The organism is Pseudomonas sp. Os17 (genome assembly GCF_001547895.1).
Taxonomy (GTDB): Bacteria; Pseudomonadota; Gammaproteobacteria; order Pseudomonadales; family Pseudomonadaceae; genus Aquipseudomonas.
Window position 1 is genome coordinate 4,949,423 of the sequence record NZ_AP014627.1, and the last position, 26,307, is coordinate 4,975,729.

Genomic DNA, 26,307 nt, shown 5'->3' on the forward strand with positions numbered 1-26,307 from the left:
TGCAACAGGGGGCACTTCGCCAAGCCATCTCACAACAACATTCTTTATAACTACAAGGCTAAATAATAGAATAAACTTATAAAGCAAAAATCACATAGCCTTTAAATCATTCCTCATCTTCATTCACCCGATCTCTGAGCTCTTTACCAGGCTTGAAATGTGGAACGAATTTTCCATCCAAACTAACTGATTGACCCGTTTTTGGATTCCGACCTACCCGAGGAGCCCGATAGTGAAGCGAAAAACTACCAAACCCGCGAATTTCAATCCGATCACCTGTAGCCAAACACTGAGACATTTGCTCAAGCATTGTCTTGATGGCCAACTCGACATCCTTAGATGACAGCAGCCCTTGATGGGTGACAATTCGTTCGATCAACTCCGACTTCGTCATATTTTTCCCTTCTTTTTCAAGCAGCTAGGTCAGTGCTCAAAAGGTTTTAGCACGCCCAGAAGGTTTTGAACAGCCCATGCGCAAAGCAGATACAAACTCAGCAGTCCATAAAAGAAGCAGCAGCCAAAATACAATATCTACCTATCGACACACGACTAACATCGTTCGAGTCAGATGACCCGCCGGATTCCAACCAAAAGGGTAATTCCCCTCCTCATCCATGGAGTCGCGGGACTTGGTGATGACCTTGTATCCATCAGCCCTACACTCAAGCTCAGCACGCTCGTAACACTTGCTCCAGCCCACCCCCAATCCTGAACAGGCAATCTCTATACCGCTGCCCCCCCCCCCTACGAACTGCATGAGCCTTTACATTGGTCACACACCCGGCCGGGAGAAGAAGAAAAACAACAACACTCTGCCTGATCATGCTCTTCCTTAGGACAGCCAGCGCCGCCCGGGCAACACACCGTTAGACTAAAAGTCTTAGACCCAAAGGAGCCAGCCACTAAGAAAGAGACAACCCATTGCTAACATTGGTTTCCCCACTCTTTTCACCTCAAATCTCACGCACAAAAAAGGGCGACCGAAGTCGCCCTTTTTATGGTCAAACAGAACTTAGTTCTGTTTTTCCATCTGTGCACGCAGCAGGTCGCCCAGAGTGGTAGGACCAGCAGCGATATCCGAAGCAGCTGGCTTGTCGCGCAGGCTCTGGATAGCTTCTTTCTCGTCTTCAACGTCTTTCGACTTGATCGAGAGCTGGATTACACGGCTCTTACGGTCAACGCTGATGATCTTGGCTTCAACTTCTTCGCCTTCTTTCAGAACGTTACGCGCATCTTCGATGCGGTCGCGGCTGATTTCGGAGGCTTTCAGAGTAGCTTCGATATCGTTAGCCAGGGTGATGATGGCGCCTTTGGCGTCAACTTCTTTTACAACACCCTTAACGATTGCGCCTTTGTCGTTCTCTTGAACGTACTCGGAGAACGGATCGCTTTCCAGCTGCTTGATACCCAGGGAGATACGCTCGCGCTCTGGGTCAACCGACAGGATAACGGTGTCCAGCTCGTCGCCCTTCTTGAAGCGACGTACGGCTTCTTCGCCCACTTCGTTCCAGGAGATGTCGGACAGGTGAACCAGACCGTCGATGCCGCCGTCCAGACCAATGAAGATACCGAAATCGGTGATCGACTTGATGGTGCCGGAGATTTTATCGCCCTTGTTGAATTGGCCAGAGAAGTCTTCCCATGGGTTGGACTTGCACTGCTTGATGCCGAGGGAGATACGACGACGCTCTTCGTCGATGTCCAGAACCATAACTTCCACTTCGTCGCCAACTTGTACGACTTTCGAAGGATGGATGTTCTTGTTGGTCCAGTCCATTTCCGAAACGTGTACCAGGCCTTCAACGCCCTCTTCCAGCTCAGCGAAGCAGCCGTAGTCGGTCAGGTTGGTTACACGCGCGGTAACGCGGGTGCTTTCTGGGTAACGAGCCTTGATAGCGACCCATGGATCTTCGCCCAGTTGCTTCAGACCCAAGGAAACACGATTGCGCTCGCGATCGTACTTCAGAACCTTGACATCGATCTCGTCACCAACGTTGACGATCTCGGATGGATGCTTGATGCGCTTCCAAGCCATGTCGGTGATGTGCAGCAAGCCATCGACGCCGCCCAGATCAACGAATGCGCCGTAGTCGGTGAGGTTCTTGACGATACCTTTGACTTGCTGACCTTCCTGCAGGGATTCCAGCAGAGCTTCACGCTCAGCGGAGTTCTCGGCTTCGAGGACGCTACGACGGGAAACGACAACGTTGTTGCGCTTCTGATCGAGTTTGATGACTTTAAACTCGAGCTCTTTGCCTTCCAGGTGCGTGGTATCGCGCACTGGACGGACGTCAACCAGAGAACCTGGCAGGAACGCACGGATGCCGTTAACGTCGACAGTGAAGCCGCCTTTAACCTTACCGTTGATAACGCCCTTGACCACTTCTTCGGCTGCGAAGGCTGCTTCCAGAACGATCCAGCATTCAGCGCGCTTGGCTTTTTCACGGGAGAGCTTGGTTTCACCGAAACCGTCTTCAACCGAATCCAGAGCAACGTGAACTTCATCACCAACATTGATGGACAGTTCGCCAGCATCGTTGTAGAACTGCTCAAGCGGGATCAGTGCTTCAGACTTCAGACCAGCGTGAACTGTTACCCAACGCGCTTGGTAGTCGATGTCGACGATAACACCGGTGATGATGGAGCCTGCCTGAAGGTTCAGGGTTTTTAGGCTTTCTTCAAAGAGTTCCGCAAAGCTTTCGCTCATTTTAATTCCTGTTGATAAGGGCGAAGAATACGCCCATCTGCCACATCCCAGACAATGTGGGTTACGTTCATATAAAAGAAAGATCGCAGGACTATGACTGGTCCCCCGCGATCTTCCTTGTTCACCCGGCGATATCGCGAATGGCGATCTCGCTCAGAATGCGTTGCAACACCTGATCGATGGACAACTCCGTAGAATCCAGCTGTATGGCGTCGGCCGCCGGCTTGAGCGGGGCCACCGCTCGCTGGGTATCGCGCTCATCGCGCGCACGAATCTCATCTAGCAGACTGGACAGACTAACACCATCGACTTTCCCCTTCAACTGCAAGTAACGTCGACGAGCACGCTCCTCGGCACTGGCAGTGAGGAAAATTTTTAACGGCGCATCCGGAAACACCACTGTCCCCATATCGCGACCATCCGCAACCAGCCCCGGCGGCTCCTGAAAAGCTCGCTGACGCTGCAACAAGGCATCACGCACGGCCGGCAGCGCCGCGACCTGAGAAGCCCAGGAACCAACCTGCTCATTACGCAGATCATCAGTTACATCATCGCCCTCGAGAATGATTCTCTGCGGATGATTTTCGGTGGCGCCAAGAAACTGCACATCAAGATGCGCCGCCAGCAACTTAAGCGACTCTTCGTTGGTCAGGTCGACCCCATGATTGCGTGCCGCGAACGCCAGCAACCGGTACAAAGCGCCGGAATCCAGCAAGCACCACCCCAAATGCTTGGCCAACTTGCCGGCAATGGTGCCCTTGCCGGAACCGCTGGGCCCGTCGATGGTGATTACAGGCGCCTTGATATTCACGACTGAGCCTCTTGTGCAACCCGAATCCCCACCTGCGCGCACAGCGCGAGAAAATTCGGGAACGAAGTCGCGACGTTCGCGCAGTCGTGAATACGAATCGGCGCATTGGCCCGCAACGAGGCAACACTGAAGGCCATGGCAATACGGTGATCGCCGTGACCGTGCACTTCGCCCCCGCCGATCTGCCCACCATCAATGATGATGCCGTCCGGAGTCGGCTCGCACTTGACCCCCAAGGTCAACAGGCCGTCAGCCATGACCTGGATGCGGTCAGATTCCTTGACCCGCAGCTCTTCCGCGCCGCGCAGCACAGTGCGTCCTTCAGCGCAGGCCGCCGCCACGAACAACACAGGGAATTCATCAATTGCCAGCGGTACCAATTCCTCGGGAATCTCGATCCCCTTGAGTTTGGCTGCGCGCACATGCAGATCCGCAACAGGCTCACCGCCGACTTCGCGCTGGTTCTCCAGACGAATATCAGCACCCATCAGCCGCAAGATATCGATTACGCCAGTACGGGTCGGGTTGATACCCACGTGCTCAAGCACCAGCTCCGAACCTTCGGCGATCGACGCCGCGACCAGGAAGAACGCTGCAGAGGAGATATCTGCCGGCACTTCAATATGAGTCGCCTTGAGCTTGCCGCCGGATTCAACCGAAGCGGTTGCACCGTCGACATTCACCGAGTAACCGAAGCCTCGCAGCATGCGCTCGGTGTGATCGCGAGTCGGCGCAGGCTCGGTGACGGTGGTCTTCCCATCGGCGTACAAACCGGCCAACAGCAGGCACGACTTAACCTGGGCACTGGCCATTGGCAAGGTATAGGTCAGCCCCTTGAGCTTGTGGCCACCGCGAATCACCATCGGTGGACGCCCTTCGGCCGCCGTCTCGATCACCGCCCCCATTTCCCGCAGCGGATTGGCCACGCGGTTCATTGGGCGCTTGGACAGAGAAGGATCCCCCGTCAGAGTGCTGTCGAAGCTCTGTGCAGCCAGCAAACCGGAGAGCAGACGCATCGAAGTACCGGAGTTGCCCAGGTAGATCGGGCCCGGTGCCGGCTTCAAGCCATGCAACCCCACGCCATGGATGGTCACACGCCCATGGTGCGGCCCCTCGATGACCACCCCCATGTCGCGAAATGCCTGCAACGTGGCCAAGGCATCTTCACCCTCGAGGAAACCCTCGACTTCAGTGGTGCCTTCAGCCAGGGAGCCGAGCATGATCGAACGGTGGGAAATCGACTTGTCGCCCGGTACACGAATCCGCCCAGACAGGCGGCCACCAGGATTTGCCAGGAAAATCAGATCGTTGGAGTTCATAGCGTCCACATAGGCCCGGCGGGCCAGGATTTTACCGAAATGCTCGCGGGCAACCCGGGCGCGAGTGAATACGCCCAACAACTGATGCCCGTCCCCTGCATCGACCGCATCGCGCAGGGCGTCGAGGTCGTTGCGAAATGTATCGAGTGTGCGCAGAACCGCTTCGCGATTGGCGAGGAAGATGTCGTGCCACATGACCGGGTCGCTGCCGGCGATTCTCGTGAAATCGCGGAACCCGCCCGCAGCGTAACGGAAGATGTCGAGATTTTCACTGCGCTTGGCCAGCGAATCCACCAGGCCGAATGCCAGCAAGTGCGGCAAGTGACTGGTGGCCGCCAGGACCTCGTCATGGCGCTCGACCTGCATGTGTTCAACATCCGCCCCCAGTTCACGCCAAAGCCTGTCGACCAGGTCCAGCGCATCCGGATCGGTTTGCTCCAGAGGCGTCAGGATCACTTTATGGCGACGGAACAGCTGGGCATTGGAGGCTTCGACACCGCTCTGCTCGGAGCCGGCAATCGGATGCCCGGGGACGAAGCGCGCCGGCATGCCAGCAAACGCCTCTTGTGCCGCGCGCACCACATTACCCTTGGCACTGCCGACATCGGTCAGCACCGCCTGCCCCAGATCCATCCTGGCCAACAGCGCCAGAAGCTTTTCCATGGCCAGGATCGGCACGGCCAGCTGAATCACATCGGCCCCCTGGCAAGCCAGAGCCAGATCCTCTTCACAGCGATCCACAACCCCCAGCTCAACCGCCAACTGGCGGGACTGCGGGTCCAGATCGACACCGACCACTTCGCGGCACACGCCACTTTCGCGCAACCCCTTAGCGAAGGAGCCGCCAATCAATCCCAGACCGATCACCACCAGGCGACCGATCATAGGTACAGCAGATTGCGTTGGAATGACATCAACCACGAGCCAGAACCTTGGCCAAAGCCTCAAGGAAACGTGTGTTTTCCGCCGGCAAGCCGATGGTGACGCGCAAATGGTTAGGCATCCCGTAGTTAGCCACCGGACGCACAATCACCCCTTCACGCAACAAGCCCTGAAACACGGGGGCAGCCTCGCGCCCCACATCCACGGCAATGAAGTTGCCCTTGGACGCAATCCAGCTCAAGCCCAGATCACCGAACCCGGCCTCCAGCTGCTGCATGCCCGCCTCATTCAAACGACGGCTCTCAACCAGGTAATCCCCATCCTGCAACGCGGCACAAGCCGCCGCCAGGGCCAGGCTGTTGACGTTGAACGGCTGACGGACTCGGTTCAGCACATCCGCCACCACCGGGGTCGAAAGACCATAACCGACCCGCAGGGCCGCCAGGCCATAGGCCTTGGAGAAGGTCCGCGATACCAGCAGGTTCGGGTAGGCCGCCAGGAAGTCCAGGCCGTCCGGCAGATCGCTGCCTTCGGCGTACTCGATATAGGCTTCGTCCAGTACCACCAGCACATGAGCCGGGACGTCCTGCAGAAACTCATCCAGTTCTTCGGCACCGAACCAGGTACCGGTCGGGTTGTTCGGGTTGGCAATGAACACCACACGGGTCTGCTCATTGATGGCCTTGAGCATGGCCGGCAAGTCATGCCCCCAATTCCTGGCCGGAACCACACGCGCCGCGGCCCCCACCGCCTGGGTCACGATGGGATAGACGGCAAAGGCATGCTCGCTGAACACCGCATTCAGTCCTGGCGCCAGGTAGGCCCGCGCCACCAGCTCAAGGATGTCGTTGGAGCCGTTGCCCAGAGTGACCTGCTGGATATCCACGCCGCAGCGTTCGGCCAGCAGGGATTTGAGGGCAAAGCCGTTGCCATCGGGATAACGGGTCAATTCCGCCAGCTCGTCACGAATCGCCGCCAGCGCCTTGGGGCTGGCGCCCAGCGGGTTTTCATTACTCGCCAGCTTGACGATGGTGGCCGGATCGATGTCCAGCTCACGGGCCAGTTCGTCCACGGGCTTGCCCGGAACGTAAGGCGAAAGTTGTTGCACGCCTGGTTGTGCCAGTGCGAGGAAGTCGCCACTCATTGTTAAAGCCTCAGAGAACCGCTTTCGGGTAGGAACCCAGCACCTTGAGTGCCACTGCTTCCTGACTGATCTTCTCCAGCACATCCTTGATCAACGGATCACGGTGGTGGCCAACGAAGTCGATGAAGAACACATAGGTCCATTTGCCGCTGCGCGAGGGTCGGGTCTCGATGCGCGTTAGGTCGATACCGTTGTCGTGGAACGGCACCAGCAACTCGTGCAGGGCACCGGGCTTGTTGCTCATGGAGACAATGATCGAAGTCTTGTCGTCGCCGGTCGGCGGCACTTCCTGATTACCGATCATCAGGAAGCGCGTGGAGTTGTCCGGACGATCCTCGATCTTCTCTGCCAGGCGCGTCAGCCCATACAGACCCGCAGCCATGTCGCCGGCGATGGCCGCCGAGTTCCATTCGCCCTTGACCCGTTTGGCCGCCTCAGCGTTGCTGGACACCGCCACGCGCTCGACATTCGGATAATGGGCGTCCAGCCACTTGCGGCACTGGGCCAGGGACTGGGCATGGGAGTAGATACGACTGATGCTGTCGGTCTTGGTGTTCTCGCCCACCAGCAGATGGTGGTGGATACGCAGCTCGACTTCGCCGCAGATCACCATGTCGTGTTCGAGGAAGCTGTCGAGGGTATGGTTGACCGCGCCCTCGGTGGAGTTCTCCACCGGCACCACGCCGAAATTGACCGCGCCGGCCGCCACTTCGCGGAACACCTCGTCGATCGCCGCCATCGGCTTGCTGATCACGGCGTGACCGAAGTGCTTCATGGCCGCTGCCTGGGTGAAGGTACCTTCAGGGCCGAGGTAAGCCACTTTCAGCGGCTGCTCCAAGGCCAGGCACGAAGACATGATTTCGCGAAACAAACGCGCCATCTCTTCGTTGCCCAGCGGCCCCTGGTTGCGCTCCATGACACGCTTGAGCACCTGAGCTTCACGCTCGGGACGATAGAACACCGGCACTTCGCCTTCTGCCAGGGAAGCCATCTTCACCCGGGCAACTTCCTGGGCACACCGCGCACGCTCACTGATCAACTCCAGGACCTTCTCGTCCAGAGCATCGATGCGCAGGCGCAGGGCCTTGAGTTCTTGCTCAGACATCAGCCGTGTTCCTTCTCGAACTCTGCCATGTAAGCCACCAGCGCATTGACGGCGTTGATGTCCACGGCGTTGTAGATGGAGGCGCGCATGCCGCCCACCGAGCGATGGCCCTTGAGGTTGAGCAGACCGCGGGCCTCGGCGCCAGCCAGGAACGGCTTGTCCAGGCGATCGTCGGCCAGGCGGAACGGCACGTTCATCCACGAGCGGTCGGACTTGTTGATCGGGTTGCTGTACAGGCCGCTGGCATCGATGAAGTCATACAGGGTGCGCTGCTTGACCTCGTTGAGCTTGGCGATGGCTTCCACCCCGCCCTGCTCCTTCAGCCATTCGAACACCAGGCCGGACAGGTACCAGGCCAGGGTCGGCGGCGTGTTGTACATCGAGCCGTTATCCGCAGCGACCTTGTAGTCGAGCATGGTCGGGCACAGGGAACGGGCACGCCCCAGCAGGTCTTCGCGAATGATGTTCACCAGGATGCCGCTGGGACCGATGTTCTTCTGCGCGCCGGCGTAGATCATGCCGAAACGGGAGATATCCACAGGGCGCGAGAGGATGTCGGAAGACATGTCGGCCACCAGGGGAACATCGCCGGTTTGCGGGATCCAGTTGAACTCCAGGCCGCCGATGGTTTCGTTCGGCGCGTAGTGCACGTAGGCGGCGTCTTTCGACAGCTGCCATTCGTTCTGGCCGGGAATCGCAAAGTAGTCGTAAGGCTTGGCAGTGGCCGCGACATTGACCTGACCGTAGCGGGAAGCCTCTTCGATGGCTTTCTGCGACCAGATACCGGTGTCGATGTAGTCAGCCTTGCCGCCTTCTGGCAGCAGGTTCAGTGGAATCTGGGCAAATTGCTGGCTGGCGCCGCCTTGCAGAAACAGCACTTTATAGTTCGAGGGGATATTCAGCAGATCACGCAGATCCTGCTCGGCCTTGGTGGCAATGGAGACGAATTCATCGCTGCGATGACTCATCTCCATGACCGAGAGGCCCTTGCCATGCCAATCCAGCAATTCGGCCTGGGCACGCAACAGGACAGCTTCAGGTAGCGCAGCGGGACCTGCGCAGAAGTTATAGGCTCGTTTGCTCACATCCACTCTCGCTATGCATTCACGGTAGCGGACAGAGCAAACACTCTGCCCTGCTACGATTTATTTAGTCTTGCGACTCTTCTTCGCCTGCGGCGTCTGCCTGTTGGCTATCGGTTGCATCATCCGGCTCGGCTGCCGCATCCAGCACGGTGCCCTCGATTTCAGCGCCCTCTTCACCTTCGTACTCTTCGCCCTCGATCTCCGATGGCTCCTGCACACGCTCCAGGCCCACCAGGGTTTCATCGTTGGCCAGCTTGATCAGGGTCACGCCCTGAGTGTTACGGCCCAGGCTCGACACTTCGTCGACCCGAGTACGAACCAGGGTGCCCTGATCGGAAATCAGCATGATTTCCTCACCGTCCAGCACCTGCACCGCACCAACCAGGCGACCGTTACGCTCGTTGCTGACCATGGCGATAACGCCCTGTCCGCCACGCTTGTACTCGGGGAACTCGCTGATGGCCGTGCGCTTGCCAAAACCACGCTCGGAAGCGGTGAGAATCTGGCTGCCTTCTTCCGGGATCAGCATGGAGATCAGTTTCTGGCCTTCGGCCAGACGCATGCCGCGCACACCGCGGGCGGTACGGCCCATGGCACGCACGTCGGACTCCTTGAAGCGAGTCACCTTGCCACCGTCGGAGAACAGCATCACTTCGCGCTCGCCATCCGTGATGGCGGCACTGATCAGCACATCGCCTTCGTCCAGCTCCAGGGCGATCAGACCGACGCTGCGCTGACGGCTGAAGGATTCCAGCGGGGTCTTCTTCACGGTGCCGTTGGCGGTAGCCATGAAGATGTAGTGACCTTCGGTGTATTCCTCGACCGGCAGCATGGTGGTGATGTATTCGCCATCGTCCAGCGGCAGCAGGTTCACCAATGGACGGCCGCGAGCGGCGCGGGATGCTTCGGGAATCTCGTAAGTCTTGAGCCAGTACACCTTGCCCTTGCTGGAGAACAGCAGCAGCGTGGTGTGGCTGTTGGCAACCAGCAGGTGAGCGATGTAGTCCTCATCCTTGACGCCGGTAGCCGACTTGCCCTTACCGCCGCGACGCTGAGCCTGGTAGGCAGCCAGCGGCTGGGTCTTGGCATAGCCGCCGTGGGAGATGGTCACCACGCGCTCTTCTTCCGGAATCATGTCGCCCAGGGTCAGGTCGAGACGGGCATCAAGGATCTCGGTGCGACGGGCATCGCCGTATTCGGCACGGATCACTTCCAGCTCTTCGCGGATCACTTCCATCAAGCGCGTAGCGCTGTTGAGGATGCGGATCAGCTCGCCGATCTGGTTGAGGATCTCCTGATACTCGGCCAGCAGCTTCTCGTGCTCGAGGCCGGTCAGGCGGTGCAGACGCAGCTCCAGGATGGCTTGCGCCTGCTCCGGGGACAGGAAGTACTTGCCATCGCGCAGACCGTACTGCGGATCAAGGTTTTCCGGACGGCAGGAATCCGCGCCGGCGCGCTCGACCATGGTCATGACCGCGCTGGACTCCCACGGCGTGCTGATCAGCGCTTCCTTGGCTTCCGACGGTGTTGGCGAGGCCTTGATCAGGGCAATGACCGGGTCGATGTTGGACAGGGCAACGGCCTGGCCTTCAAGGATATGGCCACGCTCACGGGCCTTGCGCAGCTCGAACACGGTGCGGCGGGTCACGACTTCGCGACGGTGACGAACGAAGGCTTCCAGCAGGTCCTTGAGGTTGAGGATCCGCGGACGACCGTCGATCAGCGCCACTATGTTGATGCCGAACACTGCCTGCAGTTGGGTCTGGGCGTAGAGGTTGTTGAGGATCACCTCAGGCACTTCGCCGCGACGCAACTCAATCACTACGCGCATACCGTCCTTGTCGGACTCATCGCGCAGCTCGGTGATACCTTCGAGTTTCTTCTCTTTCACCAGCTCGGCGATCTTCTCGATCAAGCGAGCCTTGTTCAGCTGGTAAGGCAGCTCGGTGATGACGATCTGCTGGCGGCCACCGACCTTGTCGATGTCTTCGATGATCGAGCGGGCACGCATGTAGATGCGGCCACGGCCAGTACGATAGGCCTCGATGATGCCTTCACGACCGTTGATGATCGCCGCGGTCGGAAAGTCCGGACCGGGGATGTATTGCATCAGATCGTCAACGCTCAGCTCGGGGTTGTCGATCAGCGCCAGGCAACCGTCGATGACTTCACCGAGGTTGTGCGGCGGAATATTGGTCGCCATGCCCACGGCGATACCGCTGGAACCGTTGACCAGCAGGTTGGGGATCTTGGTCGGCATGACCGCCGGGATCATCTCGGTGCCGTCGTAGTTCGGCACCCAGTCCACGGTTTCCTTGTGCAGGTCGGCCAACAGCTCGTGCGCCAGCTTGGTCATGCGCACTTCGGTGTATCGCATGGCCGCCGCGTTGTCGCCGTCGACCGAACCGAAGTTACCCTGGCCGTCTACCAGCAGGTAGCGCAGGGAGAATGGCTGGGCCATACGAACGATGGTGTCGTACACCGCGGTATCACCATGCGGGTGATACTTACCGATCACGTCACCGACAACACGGGCAGATTTCTTGTACGGCTTGTTCCAGTCGTTACCGAGCTCGCTCATCGCGTAGAGCACACGCCGGTGCACGGGCTTCAAGCCATCGCGCGCATCAGGCAGTGCCCGCCCGACGATTACGCTCATCGCGTAGTCGAGATAGGACTGTTTCAGCTCGTCTTCGATATTGACCGGGAGGATTTCTTTGGCCAGTTCGCCCATGAGAAGCCTGATTCCTTTTTCTGGTGAAACTTCGTCACATCCATATGGGACGAACGAAGCTCGCCGCTGCAGGCCTAGTGCCATGCACCGACTTACGACAAATCAACAAGTTATGCCATGGATTTGCGCAGTGAAGGCGGCCGCATCGGACCACCTTGGAAACCGCCGGATGTTATCACAATCGCCGCCACGCACCTATCCCCCAGACGCGCATGGAGCATAGTTAGTTGACCGGTGACAGCCTGATAAGAGACGAGAGAGCCTCAGAGGACAAATTCGTACGCATTTGACCGTTTTTTGCTGACTGGACAGCCGCCCCGGGAAGTCGCCACCGACCATTTCCGCGGACCACGGTCAATGCAAGCGCTTGCGACACATCAATTGCGCCATCTTGGCGGCGTCCGGACGCTCGACAACGCCCTTCTCGGTGACGATGGCATCGATCAGGTCCGCCGGGGTCACATCGAATACCGGATTGAAGACTTCCACCAAGGCACCCAGCGGTTGCCCGCCGACATCCAGCAGCTCACTGCCTTCGCGCTCTTCCAGAGGAACATCCTCGCCACTGACCAGGGTCATATCAATGCTCGAACTGGAGGCCACCACCATGAAGCGCACGCCATGGTGCATGGCATTGACCGCCAGTTGATAAGTGCCGATCTTGCTCGCCACATCACCATTGGCGCAGATCCGATCAGCGCCGACCACCACCCAGGTCACCCCCTTGGTCTTCATGATGTGCGCGGCCGCGGAGTCGGCATTGATGGTGCACGCAATCCCCTCATGGGCCAGCTCCCAGGCGGTCAAGCGCGAGCCTTGCAGCCAGGGCCGCGTTTCATCGACATAGACCCGCTCGACCATGCCTTCCAGCCACGCCGCACGGATCACCCCCAGCGCAGTGCCGAAACCGCCGGAGCCCAAGGCGCCGGTGTTGCAGTGAGTCAATAGGACCTGGGGATTGCCCTGATGCCGGCGAATCAGCTCCACGCCCAATTGGGCCATGGTCAGATTGGCCTCCCGATCGCTTTCGTGGATCGCCAGTGCCTCGGCTTCCAGGGCCGCCAGTGGACTGGCCTGATCCTTGACCCGATCCAGGCGCTCGCGCATGCGATTCAGGGTCCAGAGCAAATGACCACCGGTTGGGCGCGAGTCCGCCAGCAGGTTGAAATCCTCTTCCAGGGCTGCCAGCCAGTCACCGCCCGCGGCAAGGCGCGCGCCCACCGCCAGGACCACGCCATAGGCCGCGCAGATGCCAATGGCCGGCGCACCGCGCACCACCATCGAGCGAATCGCCTCAACCACCCCGGCCACACTGTCGCATGCAACCCAGACTTGCTCGCGGGGCAATTTCCGCTGATCGAGCAGGTACAGAGTGCTATCTCGCCATTCAATGGCCTTGACCTTCTCCGCAGCCAACAGACGATCGCGCATCCCTCACCCCGTACTCATGAACAAAAGCGGCCGATTATAGCGATCACCCCGCCAGGACGCTCGGGTATACTTCGCCATCCTTTATATGAAGCCCTGGACCGATATTCGATGCCAAACCGTGACATTGCGCTCGACCTGCTGCTGTTGCCGACCTGGTTGGTACCGGTGGAGCCGGCCGGGGTCGTGCTCAAGGACCACGGGCTGGGCATCCGCGACGGCCGCATCCACTTCATCGGGCCACGCAGCGAAGCCTTGAAGTGCCGCGCCAGCGAAATCCGCGAGCTGCCCGGCATGCTGCTCAGCCCCGGTCTGATCAACGCCCATGGGCACGCGGCCATGACCCTGTTTCGAGGCCTGGCCGACGACCTGCCACTGATGACCTGGCTGGAGAAGCACATCTGGCCCGCCGAAGCCAAGTGGGTGGATGAAGCCTTCGTCCGTGACGGCACCGACCTGGCCATCGCCGAACAGATCAAAGGCGGTATCACCTGTTTCTCTGACATGTACTTCTTCCCAAAGGTTGCCAGTGAACGGGTGCACAACAGCGGCATTCGTGCACAGATCGCCATGCCGATCCTGGACTTCCCCATCCCCGGCGCCCACGACGCCGACGAAGCCATTCGTCAGGGAGTGGAACTGTTTGGCGACCTCAAGCATCACCCACGGATCAAGATCACCTTCGGCCCCCACGCCCCCTACACCGTGGGCGACGAAAACCTGGAAAAGATTCGGGTGATCGCCGAAGAGCTCGACGCCTCGATCCACATGCACGTGCATGAAACCGCATTCGAGGTGCAGCAATCCCTGGAGCAGCGCGGTGAACGGCCGCTGGCGCGCCTGGCTCGCCTCGGACTGCTGGGACCGCGCTTCCAGGCCGTTCACATGACCCAAATCAGCGATGACGACCTGGCTTTACTGGTAGAAACCAACACCAGCGTCATTCATTGCCCGGAGTCCAACCTGAAATTGGCCAGCGGCTTCTGCCCGGTGGAGCGCCTGTGGCAGGCCGGAGTCAATGTTGCGCTGGGCACCGATGGCGCGGCCAGCAACAACGATCTGGATCTGCTGGGGGAGACTCGCACCGCGGCCCTGCTGGCCAAGGCCGTGGCCGGATCGGCAACCGCCCTGGACGCCCATCGCGCGCTGCGCATGGCCACCCTCAACGGCGCCAGGGCCATGGGCCTGGAGAGCGAAGTCGGCTCCCTGGAAATCGGCAAGGCCGCAGACCTGGTGGCCTTCGACCTGTCCGGACTGGCCCAGCAACCGATTTACGACCCGGTGTCGCAACTGATCTACGCCACCGGCCGGGACTGCGTCAGGCACCTGTGGGTCGCCGGCAAGCAACTGCTGGAGGACCGGCGCCTGACCCGCCTCGATGAACAACAGCTTGGCGCCACCGCCCGCAGCTGGGGCCAGCGCATCGGCGGCCACACCCAATAACCCGGGCCTTGAGCGGATGCTCGAGGCCCAACACAGCATTCATTAGCTTTGGAGCACCACCCATGAGCAACGTCGACCACGCTGAAATCGCCAAATTCGAAGCCCTGGCCCATCGCTGGTGGGACCGCGAAAGCGAATTCAAGCCCCTGCACGACATCAACCCGCTGCGGGTCAACTGGATCGATGAGCGGGTCGGCCTGGCGGGCAAGAAAGTCCTCGACGTCGGCTGTGGCGGCGGCATCCTCAGCGAAGCCATGGCCCAACGTGGCGCCACCGTAACCGGCATCGACATGGGCGAGGCCCCCCTTGCCGTGGCACAACTGCACCAGCTGGAATCCGGCGTCAACGTCGAGTACCGGCAGATCACCGCCGAAGCCCTGGCCGAGGAAATGCCCGAGCAATTCGACGTGGTCACCTGCCTGGAGATGCTCGAACACGTTCCCGATCCTTCATCGGTCATCCGTGCCTGCTTCCGCATGGTCAAGCCCGGCGGCCAGGTGTTCTTCTCGACCATCAACCGCAACCCCAAGGCCTACCTGTTCGCCATCATCGGTGCGGAATACATCATGAAGCTGCTGCCCCGCGGCACTCACGATTTCAAGAAATTCATCCGCCCCTCGGAGCTTGGCGCCTGGAGCCGCTCCGCCGGCCTGACCGTCAAGGACATCATTGGCCTGACCTACAACCCGCTGACCAAGCACTACAAGCTGGCGGCGGACGTTGACGTCAACTACATGATCCAGACCCTGCGAGAGGAGTGAGACATGGCTATCAGAGCCGTTCTTTTCGATATGGATGGCACCCTGCTCGATACTGCGCCGGACTTCATCGCGGTCTGCCAGGGCATGCGCCATGATCGCGGCTTGCCACCGATCAACGATCAGCACATTCGCGACGAAGTCTCCGGCGGCGCCAAGGCCATGGTGGCAGTGACCTTCTCCATGGATCCGGAATCCCCGGGCTTCGAAGAACTGCGCCTGGAGTTCCTCGAGCGCTACCTCGCGCATTGCGCCGTGCACAGCCGGCTCTTCGACGGCATGGCCGAGCTGCTGGCCGATATCGAAAAAGCCAATCTGATCTGGGGCGTGGTCACCAACAAGCCGCTGCGCTTCGCCGAACCGATCATGCAGCAACTGGGACTGGCCGAGCGCTCGGCGCTGCTGATCTGCCCTGACCACGTCAAGAACAGCAAGCCCGATCCGGAGCCGCTGATCCTGGCGTGCAAGATGCTCGACCTGGACCCTGCCAGCGTCCTGTTCGTCGGCGACGACCTGCGAGACATCGAGTCCGGCCGCGACGCCGGCACCAAGACTGCCGCAGTGACCTATGGCTACATCCATCCGGACGATAACCCCCGGCACTGGGGCGCCGATGTGGTGATCAATCACCCGCTGGAACTGCGCCAGGTTCTGGATAACGCATTGTGCAGCTGCTGAGCAGCGGCATTCCCGGCTAAGCGCCGGGAACGCTCCATTTTCTGTTGAGGCCCTTTATGTTTGATTACTCCGCTCGCCCCGAACTGCTCAAGGATCGGGTCATCCTGGTCACCGGCGCCGGCCGCGGCATCGGCGCCGCCGCCGCCAAGACCTTCGCTGCCCACGGCGCCACGGTACTGTTGCTGGGCAAGACCGAAGCCAACCTGGCCGAGGTCTACGACGCCATCGAAGCCGCGGGCCACCCTCAGCCTGCGGTGATCCCGTTCAACCTGGAAACCGCCCTGCCACACCAATACGACGAGCTGGCGGCGATGATCGAGACCGAGTTCGGCCATCTCGACGGCCTGCTGCACAACGCCTCGATCATTGGCCCTCGCACACCGCTGGAGCAGTTGTCGGGGGAAAACTTCATGCGGGTGATGCAAGTCAACGTCAACGCGATGTTCATGCTGACCAGCACCCTGCTGCCCTTGCTCAAGCTGTCCCAGGATGCCTCGGTGGTCTTCACCTCCAGCAGCGTCGGACGCAAGGGGCGGGCCTATTGGGGGGCTTACGGCGTGTCCAAGTTCGCCACCGAGGGCCTGATGCAAACCCTGGCCGATGAGCTGGATACCGTGGCCCCGGTTCGCGCCAACAGCATCAACCCCGGCGCCACCCGCACCAGCATGCGGGCCCAGGCCTACCCCGGGGAAAACCCGAGCAACAACCCGACACCGGAAGAGATCATGCCGGTCTACCTGTACCTCATGGGCCCGGACAGCGCCGGGATCAACGGCCAGGCTTTCGACGCGCAGTAACCCCTCCCGTTCGTCGCGCCAGAATACTGGCGCGATGCCTCTACCGCTCCCGGTTCTCGGGGGTTCTCAAGCCAAACAAGTGTCGCTTGAGGCGACATGCCTTCCGAAACAATCACCAACCATTTGAATTAAAACGAGTTTTATTCAGATGAACCGAATGGCACGAGTTTCGCTCTAAGAACACTCAACGCACAGTGCATCAACACTGTGGTAACCGGCTTGCGCCAAGGGCTTTCTAGCCAATGGCGAGCGGCATAAAATGCGCGCAATTGTCCTACGGGACTGAAGGAACAGTATGACGCGCAGCTCCGAGCCGCTCTCACCCAGGCAGTAACAGCGTACACAGTGCTCAGGGGGCTCAAGCTCAGATGAAAACACCTTCCCAGACCAACGCAATTGACTTCGATAGCGCGAAATTGCAACGCCTGGGTTTTGGCCAACAGACACCGCCGGTCAAGCACCCCATCAGCCTCGGACAATTGCGCCAGCAACTGAGCCTGCAACTGCAGACCAGCCTTGAGCCACAACGCATCCTCGGCCTGTTCTTTCGCGAAGCGCAAAGACTGGTCCCCCTTGATGCCCTGCGCTATGAGCACGCCCCCAGTGATCTGCGCCTGGAATTTGGCCAGCGCGGGCACCACTCCATCAGCTACAGCCTGAGCCATGAAGGCGAGCCCATGGGCGAACTGGTGTTCCGGCGCAACCAGCGTTTCAGCGACAGCGAACAGGGCAGCCTGGAGTCGTTGCTGTCCACCCTGCTGTACCCCATGCGCAACGCCCTGCTGTATCGCGCCGCCACCCGCAGTGCACTGCGCGATCCGCTGACCGACACCGGCAACCGCATCGCCATGGACCAGACCCTGCAACGGGAAATCGAGATGGCTCGCCGCCACCAGCTACCACTGTCATTGCTGATGCTGGATATCGATCACTTCAAGCGGATCAACGACAGCTACGGCCACAGTACCGGCGACGAAGTGCTCAAAGCCGTGGCGGCCTCGATCAAGGCGCAGTTGCGCAATGTGGACATGGTGTTTCGCTTTGGCGGGGAGGAGTTCCTGATCCTGCTTTCCAACACTGGACGCGAAGCCGCAGCAATGGTGGGAGAACGGCTGCGACATGCCGCGCAAGCGCAGGAGTATCGAGCCGATGACCACTCAATCGAACTGACGGTGAGTCTGGGCTGCTCGACCCTGCTGCCGGGAGAGTCCGCCGAGAGCCTGTTGCGTCGCGCCGACAGCGCGCTGTACGTGGCCAAGCGCGAGGGCCGCAATCGCCTGGCGATGGCCGGCTAGACGCCGGCCCACACCTCACAAGCAGTGGCGGGCAACGCCATCGTCACAAGCGCCCCGCGCCGGCGACCAGCGACCTGCCCGCACCTCCTGCCTTACCCCTCGACCAGCGCGAGACGCTCGCGGGTTACCGTGGTCTTTTCCTGCTGCATGCAACGTTCCAGAAACAGGAACATGTAGTCATAGCTTTTGCAGATCGCCTGCCGCAGCTCGGCTTGCAGCGCCTTGCTCGGATTCAGGCCCGCCAGGGTGACAATGATCTCCAACGCTTCCCAGGGATGAGCATCATCGTACTGGGCATGCATCTTCAGCCACTTCATGGCGCGCTTGCGCTCCTCTTCCGGGAACGCGGCAGCGTAGACACCACTGGAGCAAACCAGGGCCGACCATTCGCCCGTCGCCCCTTCGATGGCGTAATTGGTGGCCGCAATAGCCACGATCAGCGAATCCGCAGAGCTGGTGTGCCAGCACCAATGACTCAGGGCATGCAGTTCCGGTGGCACTTGCTGGGCCTGCAAGTCCTCCAGGGTCACACCGTGGGCCCGACTCCAGTGCACCCAGTAATCGGCATGATTGAGTTCGACACGAATGTTGCGCATCAGCCAGCGGCGCGCCATGTCCTCGCCGGGGTGGCGGGCAAAACGGGTCTTGGTCAGGTTCTGCGCCATGTACAGGGCAAACTGCTCAACCACCGGCCAGCCGCCGATCAGGTACTGGCGCATGACTTTGGCGCTGAGCTTGTTGTCGCGCATGCGCTGGTACAGCTCATGCTCCACCACACGGCGCTTGCTCTCGCTGCAGTCCTGGATCAATTGCTGGGTCCAGGCGGGGTAGCTGGCAGCTTCCATGAGCGGGCCGGTTCGGTTGAATGTGTCGATCACTGTCGGACTCCTTTTGATTGTGATGTGCGGACCCAAAAGAGGTTTCAACGGAAGGTGCCGGGCGCCTTGAACAACAAGGGCCGTGGTCGCACGGGTCGACACTGCAGGCTGTCACAGGTAAACAATTGCGGGCGTTCAACAATGTAGCCTTGAGCATAATCCACGCCGATCTCAAGCAAGGCCTGCTCGATCTGCGGTGTTTCAACAAACTCGGCAATCGTGCGCTTACCCATGACATGCCCGATGTGGTTGATCACTTCGACCATGGCGCGGTTAATCGGGTCGTCCAGCATATCCTTTACGAAACTTCCATCGATCTTGAGGAAGTCTACAGGCAAATGTTTGAGATAAGCGAACGACGACATTCCCGCACAAAAGTCGTCCAGGGAAAAATGACAGCCCAAGCCCTTGAGTTCATTTATAAAACGGATCGCACTGCCCAAATTGGCAATCGCACTGGTTTCAGTAATTTCAAAACAGATCATCTGCGGCGGTACGCCGTAGACGATGAACTGCTCCCTCAGGAAGTCGAGAAATTCGTCGTCGCCAATGGTGATCCCCGACAAGTTGATCGCGCACATGGCCATGGGCCCTTCACGCCCCTCGGCGATGCACTGGGCAATGACTTTGAACACGTTCTGCACCACCCAGCGATCCAGAGAGGTCATCAGGCCGTAGCGCTCCGCCGCCGGGATAAAGCTGTCCGGCAGGATCATCCTGCCCGCCTCGTCGTGCAGACGCAGGAGAATCTCGACATGCCCACCCTCACGCTCGGCATGACCCAAGGCCGTGATTTCCTGGGAATAGAGGCAGAAACGGTTCTCCTCGAGAGCCATGTGCAGACGCTGGACCCAGGCCATCTCGCCGAATCGCAGGGAAAGCTCCGAATCGTCGGCATGGTAGACCTGGACCCGGTTGCGTCCTTTTTCCTTGGCCATGTAGCAGGCCATATCCGCCGCCCGCAATGACGCCTCAAGGGTGGTCGGGGTCTGGGCGATGTGCACCAGACCGATACTCACCGTGGTGACGAACGGCCGGCCCTTCCAGACAAAGTGCAGATTCTGCACTGTCTGACGCAGCCCTTCGGCAATCTTTTCCGCCGCCTCCGGCGAGCAGTTTTCCAGGAGAATCCCGAACTCGTCGCCCCCCAGCCGCGCCAGGGTGTCACCTTCGCGCAGCCCCGACTGCAGCAGCGCACAAATATGTCGCAGCAACTCGTCTCCGGCGGCATGACCACAGGTGTCGTTGACCAGCTTGAACTGGTCCAGATCCAGGAACATCAACGCGTGCCGGGCCGGCTGGCGGATCAGGTTGTGCAGGGCCTGCTCCAGGCGGAACTCGAACTCGCGGCGGTTGGCCAGCCCGGTCAGTGCATCGTGGGTCGCCTGCCAGGACAGATTGGCGATGTACTGCCGCTCCTGGGTCATATCATGCAGCACCAGCACCGTGCCACTGACCTTGCCGGCATTACGGATTGGCGCCCCCACCAGGGTCACCGAGACCGTGCTGCCATCCAGGCGCTGGATCAGCTTGGAATGTTCGCTGCCACCGCTGAGCTGGCCGCTGAGAATGTGCTCGATCAGGGTGAACCCATCGGTCTGGGCATTCTCATCCAGCAGATTGAACAGCGCGGCCAGGGGCAATCCCACCGCCTGCTCGGCCTTCCAGCGGGTCAACTCTTCCGCGGCCGGGTTCATATAGGCAATGGCGCCCTCGACATCCGTGGTGATTACCCCATCGCCAATCGATTGCAGGGTAATCTGCGCGCGCTCCTTCTCCAGTTGCAAGGCGTCGGCAAAGGCATGGCGCTGGGCCAGCAGCTTGTGGGTGCGCAGCAACGCCAGGGCAATCAGGACCAACGCCGTGGCCAGGTTGGTCACCAGCAACAGGCGCAAGATCACCCGCGAGCCCTCTCCCAGGGCGTCGCTGAAGGCCTTGGCCGCCGGCGTCACCCCATCGTTGATGGCAAAGATCTGACCCTTCCAGCGCTTGACGTCGGCTTCGCTGGCGCTGTTGCTGCCGATCCCCTGGTGCATCTCTCGGGCCACCGTATCGAGCTGCAGCAGGTAGCCGTCACCCACCGTCCACAAATCGATGGCCTTTTCCAGATAGCTGAAATGACGGAAGTTGAGATACAGCCAGATCAGGCTGGGGACGTCATCCGGGTGATTGCCGCCCTTGAGGATCCCCAGCCGCGCCGCCTCAAGATCCGGCGGCTGGCGATCCAGGGCCACCCGCAGCTCATGCCCGCCCTGAGGCACGGCTATGGCGTTCTGGTATTTGAGAAAGGTGCCTTCGTCGCGGCTGTCGGCGTACAGATTGAGGTAGTAGATGGCGTCCTTCTGCCCTTTGGACCACAGGCTTTCGCCAGCCACGTAACCACGCACTGCCGACAGGACATAGAGGCTGAGGCCGCCCAACAAGGCTTGGAATAACACCACGGCGATAAAGGGCCAGACGATGCCCAACAACCGCGGCGTTGCGAAAGTCCGCTTTTGCTTCATGAGGGTCCTTGCTCGCGCACTGCCAAATGAACACCCAGTAGTCCCGCCCCAGCCAGCACAGATTAGGCCAATTTCCTCAGATCCGACGCAAGGCGAGCTGCAAGCGAATCTGACCAGCAGGAGGAAACGGCCGCTGCCTCACGCTGAAACGGTTATTCCACCAGGAAATTCAAGCACTAAGCACAGAAAGCCGGATAAAACTCAAGACTATCGAACCTGCTGCAGATACCCGTAAAGCTTGGCATATAGGCCGCCATCGGCAATAAGCTGCTGATGGTCGCCATCTTCGGCAATCTGTCCGCCATCGAACACCAAAACCCGGTCTGCCTGTTTTACCGCCGACAGGCGATGAGCAATGATCAGCGTAGTCCGCCCACGCAGAAAGCGCGTCAAGGCCTGATGCAGGTTGTATTCGGTGGCGGCATCCAGGGCTGAGGTGGCCTCGTCCAGGATCACCACCTTGGGCTCGGCCAGGACCATCCGTGCAATGGCCAGGCGCTGGCGCTGGCCACCGGACAAACGCACCCCGGAACGTCCGACCACGCTGTCCAGTCCCTGCGGCAGGGCCCTGACGGTGGCGTCCAACTGGGCAATTTCCAGAGCCTGCCAGCAGGCGCTGTCACTGCGCTCGCGCCCCATGGTCAGGTTGGCGCGAATGGTGTCGTTGAACAGCGCAGGATGCTGCAGCACCACGGCGACGTTATCGCGCACGGTTTCCAGGCCGATTTCCTGCTGGGTCGCACCACCAAAACGGATCACGCCGGTCTGCGGCGTGTACAACCCCAGCAGCAGCTGCACCAGGGTGCTCTTGCCACCGCCACTGGCGCCGACGATGGCCACCTTTTCGCCAGGCGCAATGGACAGGTTCAGGTTGTCCAGCACCCGTTCATCGCCGTAACCGAAGCTCAGGCCGCGGACCTCGATGCCCACGGTTTCGCAGCCCAGGAACGGATCCGTACCACCGCTGTACTGCGGCTCGTCGGCCCGCGCCAGCAACTCGTTGATCCGGGTCAGGGCCCCGCCGGCGGCGTAGTAGGCGTATTGCAGGTTCAGCAACTGCTCCACCGGGCCGATCATGAACCACAGGTAGCTGAACACCGCCAGCATCTGGCCGATGGACAGGTCGGAGAACAGCACCGTGAGCATCGCGGCGGCGCGGAAGATATCGATGCCGAACTGAAACAACAGGCCGCTGGCCCGGCCCGAGGCATCGCTCTTCCACTGCGAGGCCACGGCATAATCGCGCACCTCTTCGGCACGCCGCCCCAGGCGACCGAGAAAGTAGCCCTGACGGTTGCCGGCTCGAATTTCCTGAATCGCCTCCAGCGTCTCGGTCAGCGCCTGGGTGAACCGCGAGGTGCTGTCGTTTTCCAGTTTTTTCAGGTGCTTGACCCGCTTGCCCAGTTGCACCGTGGCAAAGATCACCAGCGGGTTGAACAGCAGGATCAGCAGCGCCAGCTTCCAGTGCATCCACATCAGGATGCCCGCCGTGCCCACCAGGGTCAGCATGGCCACCAGGAACCGGCTGAGGGTTTCACCGACGAACTTGTCCACGGTGTCCAGATCGGTGACCAGGTGGGTGGTCACCGTGCCGCCCCCCAGGCTTTCGTATTCCCCCAGGGAAATACGCTTGAGCCGCTCGATCAGGCGCACCCGGATCCGGTAGACGATGTCCTTGGCCAGCCCGGCAAACAGCCGCGCCTGGACCACGTTGAACACCAGGGCGGAGCAACGCAGGATCAAGGTCGCCAGCAGCATCAGGCCGATGTAGCCCGCCGCGCTCTGCCAGCCGCCCGGCAGCAGGCGGTTCATCACTTGCAGCGCCGCGTCGCCATGCCCCAGCAGCACCTCGTCCACCAGCAATGGCAGCAACAGCGGAATCGGCACACTGCACAGCGTTGCCAGCACGGCCACGCCGTTGGCGATCCACAGCGACTTCCGGTGGTGCAGGGCCAGACGGCGGATCTCACCCCAGCTCAGACGATCGACGGTTTTGCCGGGGATGCTGGATTCGACCGGCTCAGGCACAGGCGGCGCGCTCCAGCCAGCGGCCAAGCAACGGCGACAACTCGCTCAGCGGCTGATAGCCATTGGTCAGCAGCGCCAACTGGCCGTTGCGCTCTGCCAGCAAGGTCGGAAATCCGGCGATTCCCAGGTCCTGGACCCAGGTGAAGTCCGCCGCCGTGGCCGCGTGCTGCTCGGCCCGGTCGAAGGCTTCGGCGAACTCGATCCGCGGAACCCCGGCCTGCTCCGCCAGCTCGACCAGCACACTGGCCAGGGTGACATCACGGCCTTCGACATAGAACGCCCGCTGGATCAGCCCCAGCAGCCTCCAGGCGCAGTCCGGGGCCAGGCTCCGGGCGGTGACGATCGCCCGGCAAGCCGGCTCGGTGTCGTAGACAAAGCCATCGGGCAAGGCGCCTTCGAAGGTGAACGGCTGGCCTGTAGCCTGCTGCACCGCCTGCCAGTGCTCAAGAATGTAGCGCCGGGTGTTGGGTTCCAGCGCCGAGCCGCTCCCGGTGCGCAAGCCGCCCACCACCAGATGCAGCTCGACACCGGCAGCCTGGGCCTGCTCTGCCAGGGCCTGGGCCACGGGCGCAAAACCCCAGCACCACGAACACATCGGGTCCATCACATAGAGCAGGCGGGCAGACATGGCTCAAGCCTCGGAGGAAGATTGCTTGTAGTTGTAACCGATCGGGTGCGGCATGTTGCGCGCCTTGGCCAATTCGATCTGCTTCTGCCGGTCGATGGCACTGCGGCGGGTCTTCTCGCTCAGCTTGTCCCAGCAATGCGGGCAGCTGATGCCGGGCACATAGTGCTCGGACGCCCGATCCTCGACGCTCACCGGAGTCCGGCAGGCATGACATTGATCGTAGTCGCCTTCGCTCAAGTCGTGGCGAACGGTGACCCGGTTGTCGAACACGAAGCAGTCGCCCTGCCACTTGCTCTCCTCTTGTGGCACCTCTTCGAGGTACTTGAGGATCCCGCCCTTGAGGTGGAACACCTCGTCGAAGCCCTCGCTGAGCATGTAGCTCGACGCCTTCTCGCAGCGGATGCCGCCGGTGCAGAACATCGCCACCTTCTTGTGCTTGCTCGGGTCGAAGTTGGCTTTGATGTAGTCCGGAAACTCGCGGAAGCTGGTGGTCTTGGGGTCGATGGCGCCTTCGAAGGTGCCGATGGACACTTCGTAGTCGTTACGGGTGTCGATCAGCAGCACTTCCGGATCGCTGATCAGGGTGTTCCAGTCCTGGGGCTCGACATAGGTCCCGACTTTCTTGTTGGGGTCCACGCCGGGCACACCCAGGGTGACGATCTCTTTCTTGAGCTTGACCTTGGTGCGATAGAACGGCTGCTCGTCGCAATACGACTCTTTGTGATCGATATCGACCATGCGCGGATCGTTCTTCAGCCAGGCCAGCAGCCCGTCAATGCCTTCGCGGCTGCCGGAAACCGTGCCGTTGATGCCTTCTTCGGCGATCAGCAAGGTGCCCTTGATGCCGTTGTCGAGCATGGCCTGCAACAGGGGCTCGCGCAGACTGACGTAATCTTCGAGGGTGACGAACTTGTACAGTGCCGCCACGACAATGGGTTGTGTCATGGGAAATCTCTCCAGGTGGCTACCCTCGTAAAGGGTGAACCGGATGCAAAAAAAAACGCGCCGGCATAAGCGGCGCGTTGCGGATTCTATCAGAAAGGCAGCCTCAAGCTCCAAGCGGCAAGCCGCACCTGAGTGACCTCAGAACTGCGGCGAGACGCACCCGCTCCTATCGACCACCGGCGCAAGTCGGCGAGGCCGGAGCCACACCGATCTTCGACCACTCCTCGGGGGTGTAGGTGTGCAGCGCCAACGCATGGAACTGGCCCATCAGCTCACCGAGGGTGGCGTAGACCTTCTGGTGACGCTTGACGCTGTTGAGGCCGGCGAACTGCTCGCTGACCAGTACCGCCTTGAAGTGGGTTTCCAGGCCACGGCTGTGCATGTGGCTTTCATCCAGCACTTGCAGGTGCTCGGGCTGCAGGGCCGCGAGCGCCGCTTCGATACGTTGTTGCATGGTCATTGCGGGCTCCGCTTACTTCTTCTTCGCCGGGGCCGCCTTGGGCTCGAGCTCGGCGGTCATATCGGCCAGCAGCTTGTTCACCACCGGCACCGCGCTTTCCAGCTTGGCCTGGGTCATCTGCGCCGATTGCTGGGTCAGTTGGGGCATTTTTTCCAGGACTTTCTTGCCCAGTGGCGACTGGTAGAACGCGACCAGGTCCTTGAGCTCGGACTCGCTGAAGTTGCTGGTGTAGAGCTTGACCATGTCCGGTTTCAGCTTGTTCCAGCCAATGGCCTGATCCAGCGCGGCGTTGGCCTTGGCCTGGTAGGTTTCCAGCAGAGCGCGTTTGGATTCCGGGGCTTTGGTCTGTTCAAAACGCTGGGCGAACATTTGCTGGACTTGCATGTACACCGGCGTACCGAGCTTGTCCGCATGGGCCAGGGTCAGGAAGGCCTCGGCACTGGCGTTGTGGCTGGCGGTATCGGCAAGAACCTGGCCGCTGGCACACACCAGAACAACCGCGGTACAGATGGCACGAAAACGGGTCATCGAGTTTCCTTTTCTAGCAGGCGAGGTAAAACCCCAAGGGCGCCCATTCTGCGCCTATTAATCCGCGTCCCTCAACCCCACGCCCCAGCGACCCCGGTTTTGCCCGGATAACCGACACAAAACCTCCGCGCACGGAACCCGGGCCGCAGA

Annotated in this window: 21 protein-coding genes and 1 pseudogene; 5 read left to right on the top strand and 17 right to left on the bottom strand. The window is 60.5% G+C overall.

Features of this window, described 5'->3' with window-relative positions; genetic code table 11:
- Window positions 1-106 precede the first annotated feature (106 nt).
- From ihfB to mtnA, 10 genes and pseudogenes are all read right to left on the bottom strand, one after another.
- Window positions 107-394, bottom strand: a complete 288-nt coding sequence (gene ihfB, locus POS17_RS31215) for an integration host factor subunit beta (protein ID WP_068587689.1) — start codon at window positions 392-394, stop codon at window positions 107-109.
- Window positions 395-535: 141 nt separating this feature from the next.
- Window positions 536-824 (bottom strand): annotated as a pseudogene (locus tag POS17_RS32400) (hypothetical protein).
- Between the two features lie 188 nt (window positions 825-1,012).
- The gene (gene rpsA, locus POS17_RS21580) at window positions 1,013-2,707 is read right to left on the bottom strand and encodes a 30S ribosomal protein S1 (RefSeq protein WP_007931318.1); all 1,695 of its coding nucleotides are present in this window, start codon (window positions 2,705-2,707) and stop codon (window positions 1,013-1,015) included.
- A gap of 121 nt (window positions 2,708-2,828) precedes the next feature.
- Entirely contained in the window at window positions 2,829-3,518 is a 690-nt protein-coding gene (cmk, locus tag POS17_RS21585) for a (d)CMP kinase (protein WP_060840449.1), read from the bottom strand.
- A complete protein-coding gene (locus tag POS17_RS21590) occupies window positions 3,515-5,722 on the bottom strand; it encodes a bifunctional prephenate dehydrogenase/3-phosphoshikimate 1-carboxyvinyltransferase (RefSeq protein WP_016964090.1) in 2,208 nt (735 codons plus the stop codon). Before POS17_RS21590 ends, cmk begins: the two co-directional genes overlap by 4 nt.
- Before the next feature lie 28 nt (window positions 5,723-5,750).
- Window positions 5,751-6,863, bottom strand: a complete 1,113-nt coding sequence (gene hisC / locus POS17_RS21595) for a histidinol-phosphate transaminase (RefSeq protein ID WP_060840450.1) — start codon at window positions 6,861-6,863, stop codon at window positions 5,751-5,753.
- Between the two features lie 10 nt (window positions 6,864-6,873).
- On the bottom strand, window positions 6,874-7,968 hold the full coding sequence (gene pheA, locus POS17_RS21600; RefSeq protein WP_016964092.1) for a prephenate dehydratase: 1,095 nt from the start codon (window positions 7,966-7,968) through the stop codon (window positions 6,874-6,876).
- Window positions 7,968-9,053, bottom strand: a complete 1,086-nt coding sequence (gene serC / locus POS17_RS21605) for a 3-phosphoserine/phosphohydroxythreonine transaminase (protein ID WP_042940789.1) — start codon at window positions 9,051-9,053, stop codon at window positions 7,968-7,970. The genes pheA and serC overlap by 1 nt, the downstream gene beginning before the upstream one ends.
- A 64-nt stretch (window positions 9,054-9,117) precedes the next feature.
- Window positions 9,118-11,787, bottom strand: coding sequence for a DNA gyrase subunit A (gyrA, locus tag POS17_RS21610; protein ID WP_060840451.1), 2,670 nt, complete (start codon window positions 11,785-11,787; stop codon window positions 9,118-9,120).
- 354 nt (window positions 11,788-12,141) lie between these two features.
- A complete protein-coding gene (gene mtnA / locus POS17_RS21615) occupies window positions 12,142-13,218 on the bottom strand; it encodes an S-methyl-5-thioribose-1-phosphate isomerase (RefSeq protein ID WP_060840452.1) in 1,077 nt (358 codons plus the stop codon).
- Between the two features lie 108 nt (window positions 13,219-13,326).
- Here mtnA and POS17_RS21620 point away from each other — a divergent pair, with 108 nt between their 5' ends.
- The 5 genes from POS17_RS21620 to POS17_RS21640 all read left to right on the top strand — a co-directional run bounded on the left by POS17_RS21620 (window position 13,327) and on the right by POS17_RS21640 (window position 18,186).
- The gene (locus tag POS17_RS21620; protein WP_060840453.1) at window positions 13,327-14,658 is read left to right on the top strand and encodes a TRZ/ATZ family hydrolase; all 1,332 of its coding nucleotides are present in this window, start codon (window positions 13,327-13,329) and stop codon (window positions 14,656-14,658) included.
- Between the two features lie 62 nt (window positions 14,659-14,720).
- On the top strand, window positions 14,721-15,419 hold the full coding sequence (ubiG, locus tag POS17_RS21625) for a bifunctional 2-polyprenyl-6-hydroxyphenol methylase/3-demethylubiquinol 3-O-methyltransferase UbiG (protein WP_016964097.1): 699 nt from the start codon (window positions 14,721-14,723) through the stop codon (window positions 15,417-15,419).
- A gap of 3 nt (window positions 15,420-15,422) precedes the next feature.
- A complete protein-coding gene (gene mupP, locus POS17_RS21630) occupies window positions 15,423-16,094 on the top strand; it encodes an N-acetylmuramic acid 6-phosphate phosphatase MupP (protein ID WP_060840454.1) in 672 nt (223 codons plus the stop codon).
- Window positions 16,095-16,150: 56 nt separating this feature from the next.
- Window positions 16,151-16,891, top strand: coding sequence for a YciK family oxidoreductase (locus tag POS17_RS21635; RefSeq protein ID WP_060840455.1), 741 nt, complete (start codon window positions 16,151-16,153; stop codon window positions 16,889-16,891).
- A gap of 368 nt (window positions 16,892-17,259) precedes the next feature.
- Complete coding sequence (locus tag POS17_RS21640) at window positions 17,260-18,186, top strand: GGDEF domain-containing protein (protein WP_060840456.1); 927 nt, start codon at window positions 17,260-17,262, stop codon at window positions 18,184-18,186.
- Between the two features lie 92 nt (window positions 18,187-18,278).
- Here the strand turns inward: POS17_RS21640 and POS17_RS21645 are convergent, their stop codons facing one another.
- The 7 genes from POS17_RS21645 to POS17_RS21675 all read right to left on the bottom strand — a co-directional run bounded on the left by POS17_RS21645 (window position 18,279) and on the right by POS17_RS21675 (window position 26,157).
- Window positions 18,279-19,031: a TenA family transcriptional regulator gene (locus POS17_RS21645; protein WP_375136276.1), complete on the bottom strand. Its 753-nt coding sequence runs from the start codon at window positions 19,029-19,031 to the stop codon at window positions 18,279-18,281.
- Window positions 19,032-19,108: 77 nt separating this feature from the next.
- Window positions 19,109-21,568, bottom strand: coding sequence for an EAL domain-containing protein (locus tag POS17_RS21650; RefSeq protein ID WP_060840458.1), 2,460 nt, complete (start codon window positions 21,566-21,568; stop codon window positions 19,109-19,111).
- Between the two features lie 207 nt (window positions 21,569-21,775).
- Entirely contained in the window at window positions 21,776-23,572 is a 1,797-nt protein-coding gene (locus POS17_RS21655) for an ABC transporter ATP-binding protein (RefSeq protein WP_173655953.1), read from the bottom strand.
- Between the two features lie 16 nt (window positions 23,573-23,588).
- A complete protein-coding gene (locus POS17_RS21660; protein WP_173655954.1) occupies window positions 23,589-24,191 on the bottom strand; it encodes a DsbA family protein in 603 nt (200 codons plus the stop codon).
- Between the two features lie 36 nt (window positions 24,192-24,227).
- Window positions 24,228-25,169, bottom strand: a complete 942-nt coding sequence (gene trhO / locus POS17_RS21665; protein WP_060840461.1) for an oxygen-dependent tRNA uridine(34) hydroxylase TrhO — start codon at window positions 25,167-25,169, stop codon at window positions 24,228-24,230.
- 166 nt (window positions 25,170-25,335) lie between these two features.
- Window positions 25,336-25,629, bottom strand: coding sequence for a BolA family protein (locus tag POS17_RS21670; protein ID WP_060840462.1), 294 nt, complete (start codon window positions 25,627-25,629; stop codon window positions 25,336-25,338).
- Window positions 25,630-25,641: 12 nt separating this feature from the next.
- A complete protein-coding gene (locus tag POS17_RS21675; RefSeq protein ID WP_042940787.1) occupies window positions 25,642-26,157 on the bottom strand; it encodes a DUF2059 domain-containing protein in 516 nt (171 codons plus the stop codon).
- Window positions 26,158-26,307 lie beyond the last annotated feature (150 nt).

Excerpts from the sequence above, each read along its gene's own strand:
- POS17_RS21590 (WP_016964090.1), bottom strand. The coding sequence starts at position 5,722 with ATGATCGGTCGCCTGGTGGTGATCGGTCTGGGATTGATTGGCGGCTCC.
- hisC (WP_060840450.1), bottom strand. The coding sequence starts at position 6,863 with ATGAGTGGCGACTTCCTCGCACTGGCACAACCAGGCGTGCAACAACTT.
- mupP (WP_060840454.1), top strand. The coding sequence starts at position 15,423 with ATGGCTATCAGAGCCGTTCTTTTCGATATGGATGGCACCCTGCTCGAT.
- gyrA (WP_060840451.1), bottom strand. The coding sequence starts at position 11,787 with ATGGGCGAACTGGCCAAAGAAATCCTCCCGGTCAATATCGAAGACGAG.
- POS17_RS21640 (WP_060840456.1), top strand. The coding sequence starts at position 17,260 with ATGAAAACACCTTCCCAGACCAACGCAATTGACTTCGATAGCGCGAAA.
- POS17_RS21645 (WP_375136276.1), bottom strand. The coding sequence starts at position 19,031 with ATGGAAGCTGCCAGCTACCCCGCCTGGACCCAGCAATTGATCCAGGAC.
- ubiG (WP_016964097.1), top strand. The coding sequence starts at position 14,721 with ATGAGCAACGTCGACCACGCTGAAATCGCCAAATTCGAAGCCCTGGCC.
- POS17_RS21675 (WP_042940787.1), bottom strand. The coding sequence starts at position 26,157 with ATGACCCGTTTTCGTGCCATCTGTACCGCGGTTGTTCTGGTGTGTGCC.
- POS17_RS21660 (WP_173655954.1), bottom strand. The coding sequence starts at position 24,191 with ATGTGTTCGTGGTGCTGGGGTTTTGCGCCCGTGGCCCAGGCCCTGGCA.
- rpsA (WP_007931318.1), bottom strand. The coding sequence starts at position 2,707 with ATGAGCGAAAGCTTTGCGGAACTCTTTGAAGAAAGCCTAAAAACCCTG.
- trhO (WP_060840461.1), bottom strand. The coding sequence starts at position 25,169 with ATGACACAACCCATTGTCGTGGCGGCACTGTACAAGTTCGTCACCCTC.
- mtnA (WP_060840452.1), bottom strand. The coding sequence starts at position 13,218 with ATGCGCGATCGTCTGTTGGCTGCGGAGAAGGTCAAGGCCATTGAATGG.
- pheA (WP_016964092.1), bottom strand. The coding sequence starts at position 7,968 with ATGTCTGAGCAAGAACTCAAGGCCCTGCGCCTGCGCATCGATGCTCTG.
- POS17_RS21635 (WP_060840455.1), top strand. The coding sequence starts at position 16,151 with ATGTTTGATTACTCCGCTCGCCCCGAACTGCTCAAGGATCGGGTCATC.
- ihfB (WP_068587689.1), bottom strand. The coding sequence starts at position 394 with ATGACGAAGTCGGAGTTGATCGAACGAATTGTCACCCATCAAGGGCTG.
- POS17_RS21620 (WP_060840453.1), top strand. The coding sequence starts at position 13,327 with ATGCCAAACCGTGACATTGCGCTCGACCTGCTGCTGTTGCCGACCTGG.
- POS17_RS21670 (WP_060840462.1), bottom strand. The coding sequence starts at position 25,629 with ATGACCATGCAACAACGTATCGAAGCGGCGCTCGCGGCCCTGCAGCCC.
- POS17_RS21650 (WP_060840458.1), bottom strand. The coding sequence starts at position 21,568 with ATGAAGCAAAAGCGGACTTTCGCAACGCCGCGGTTGTTGGGCATCGTC.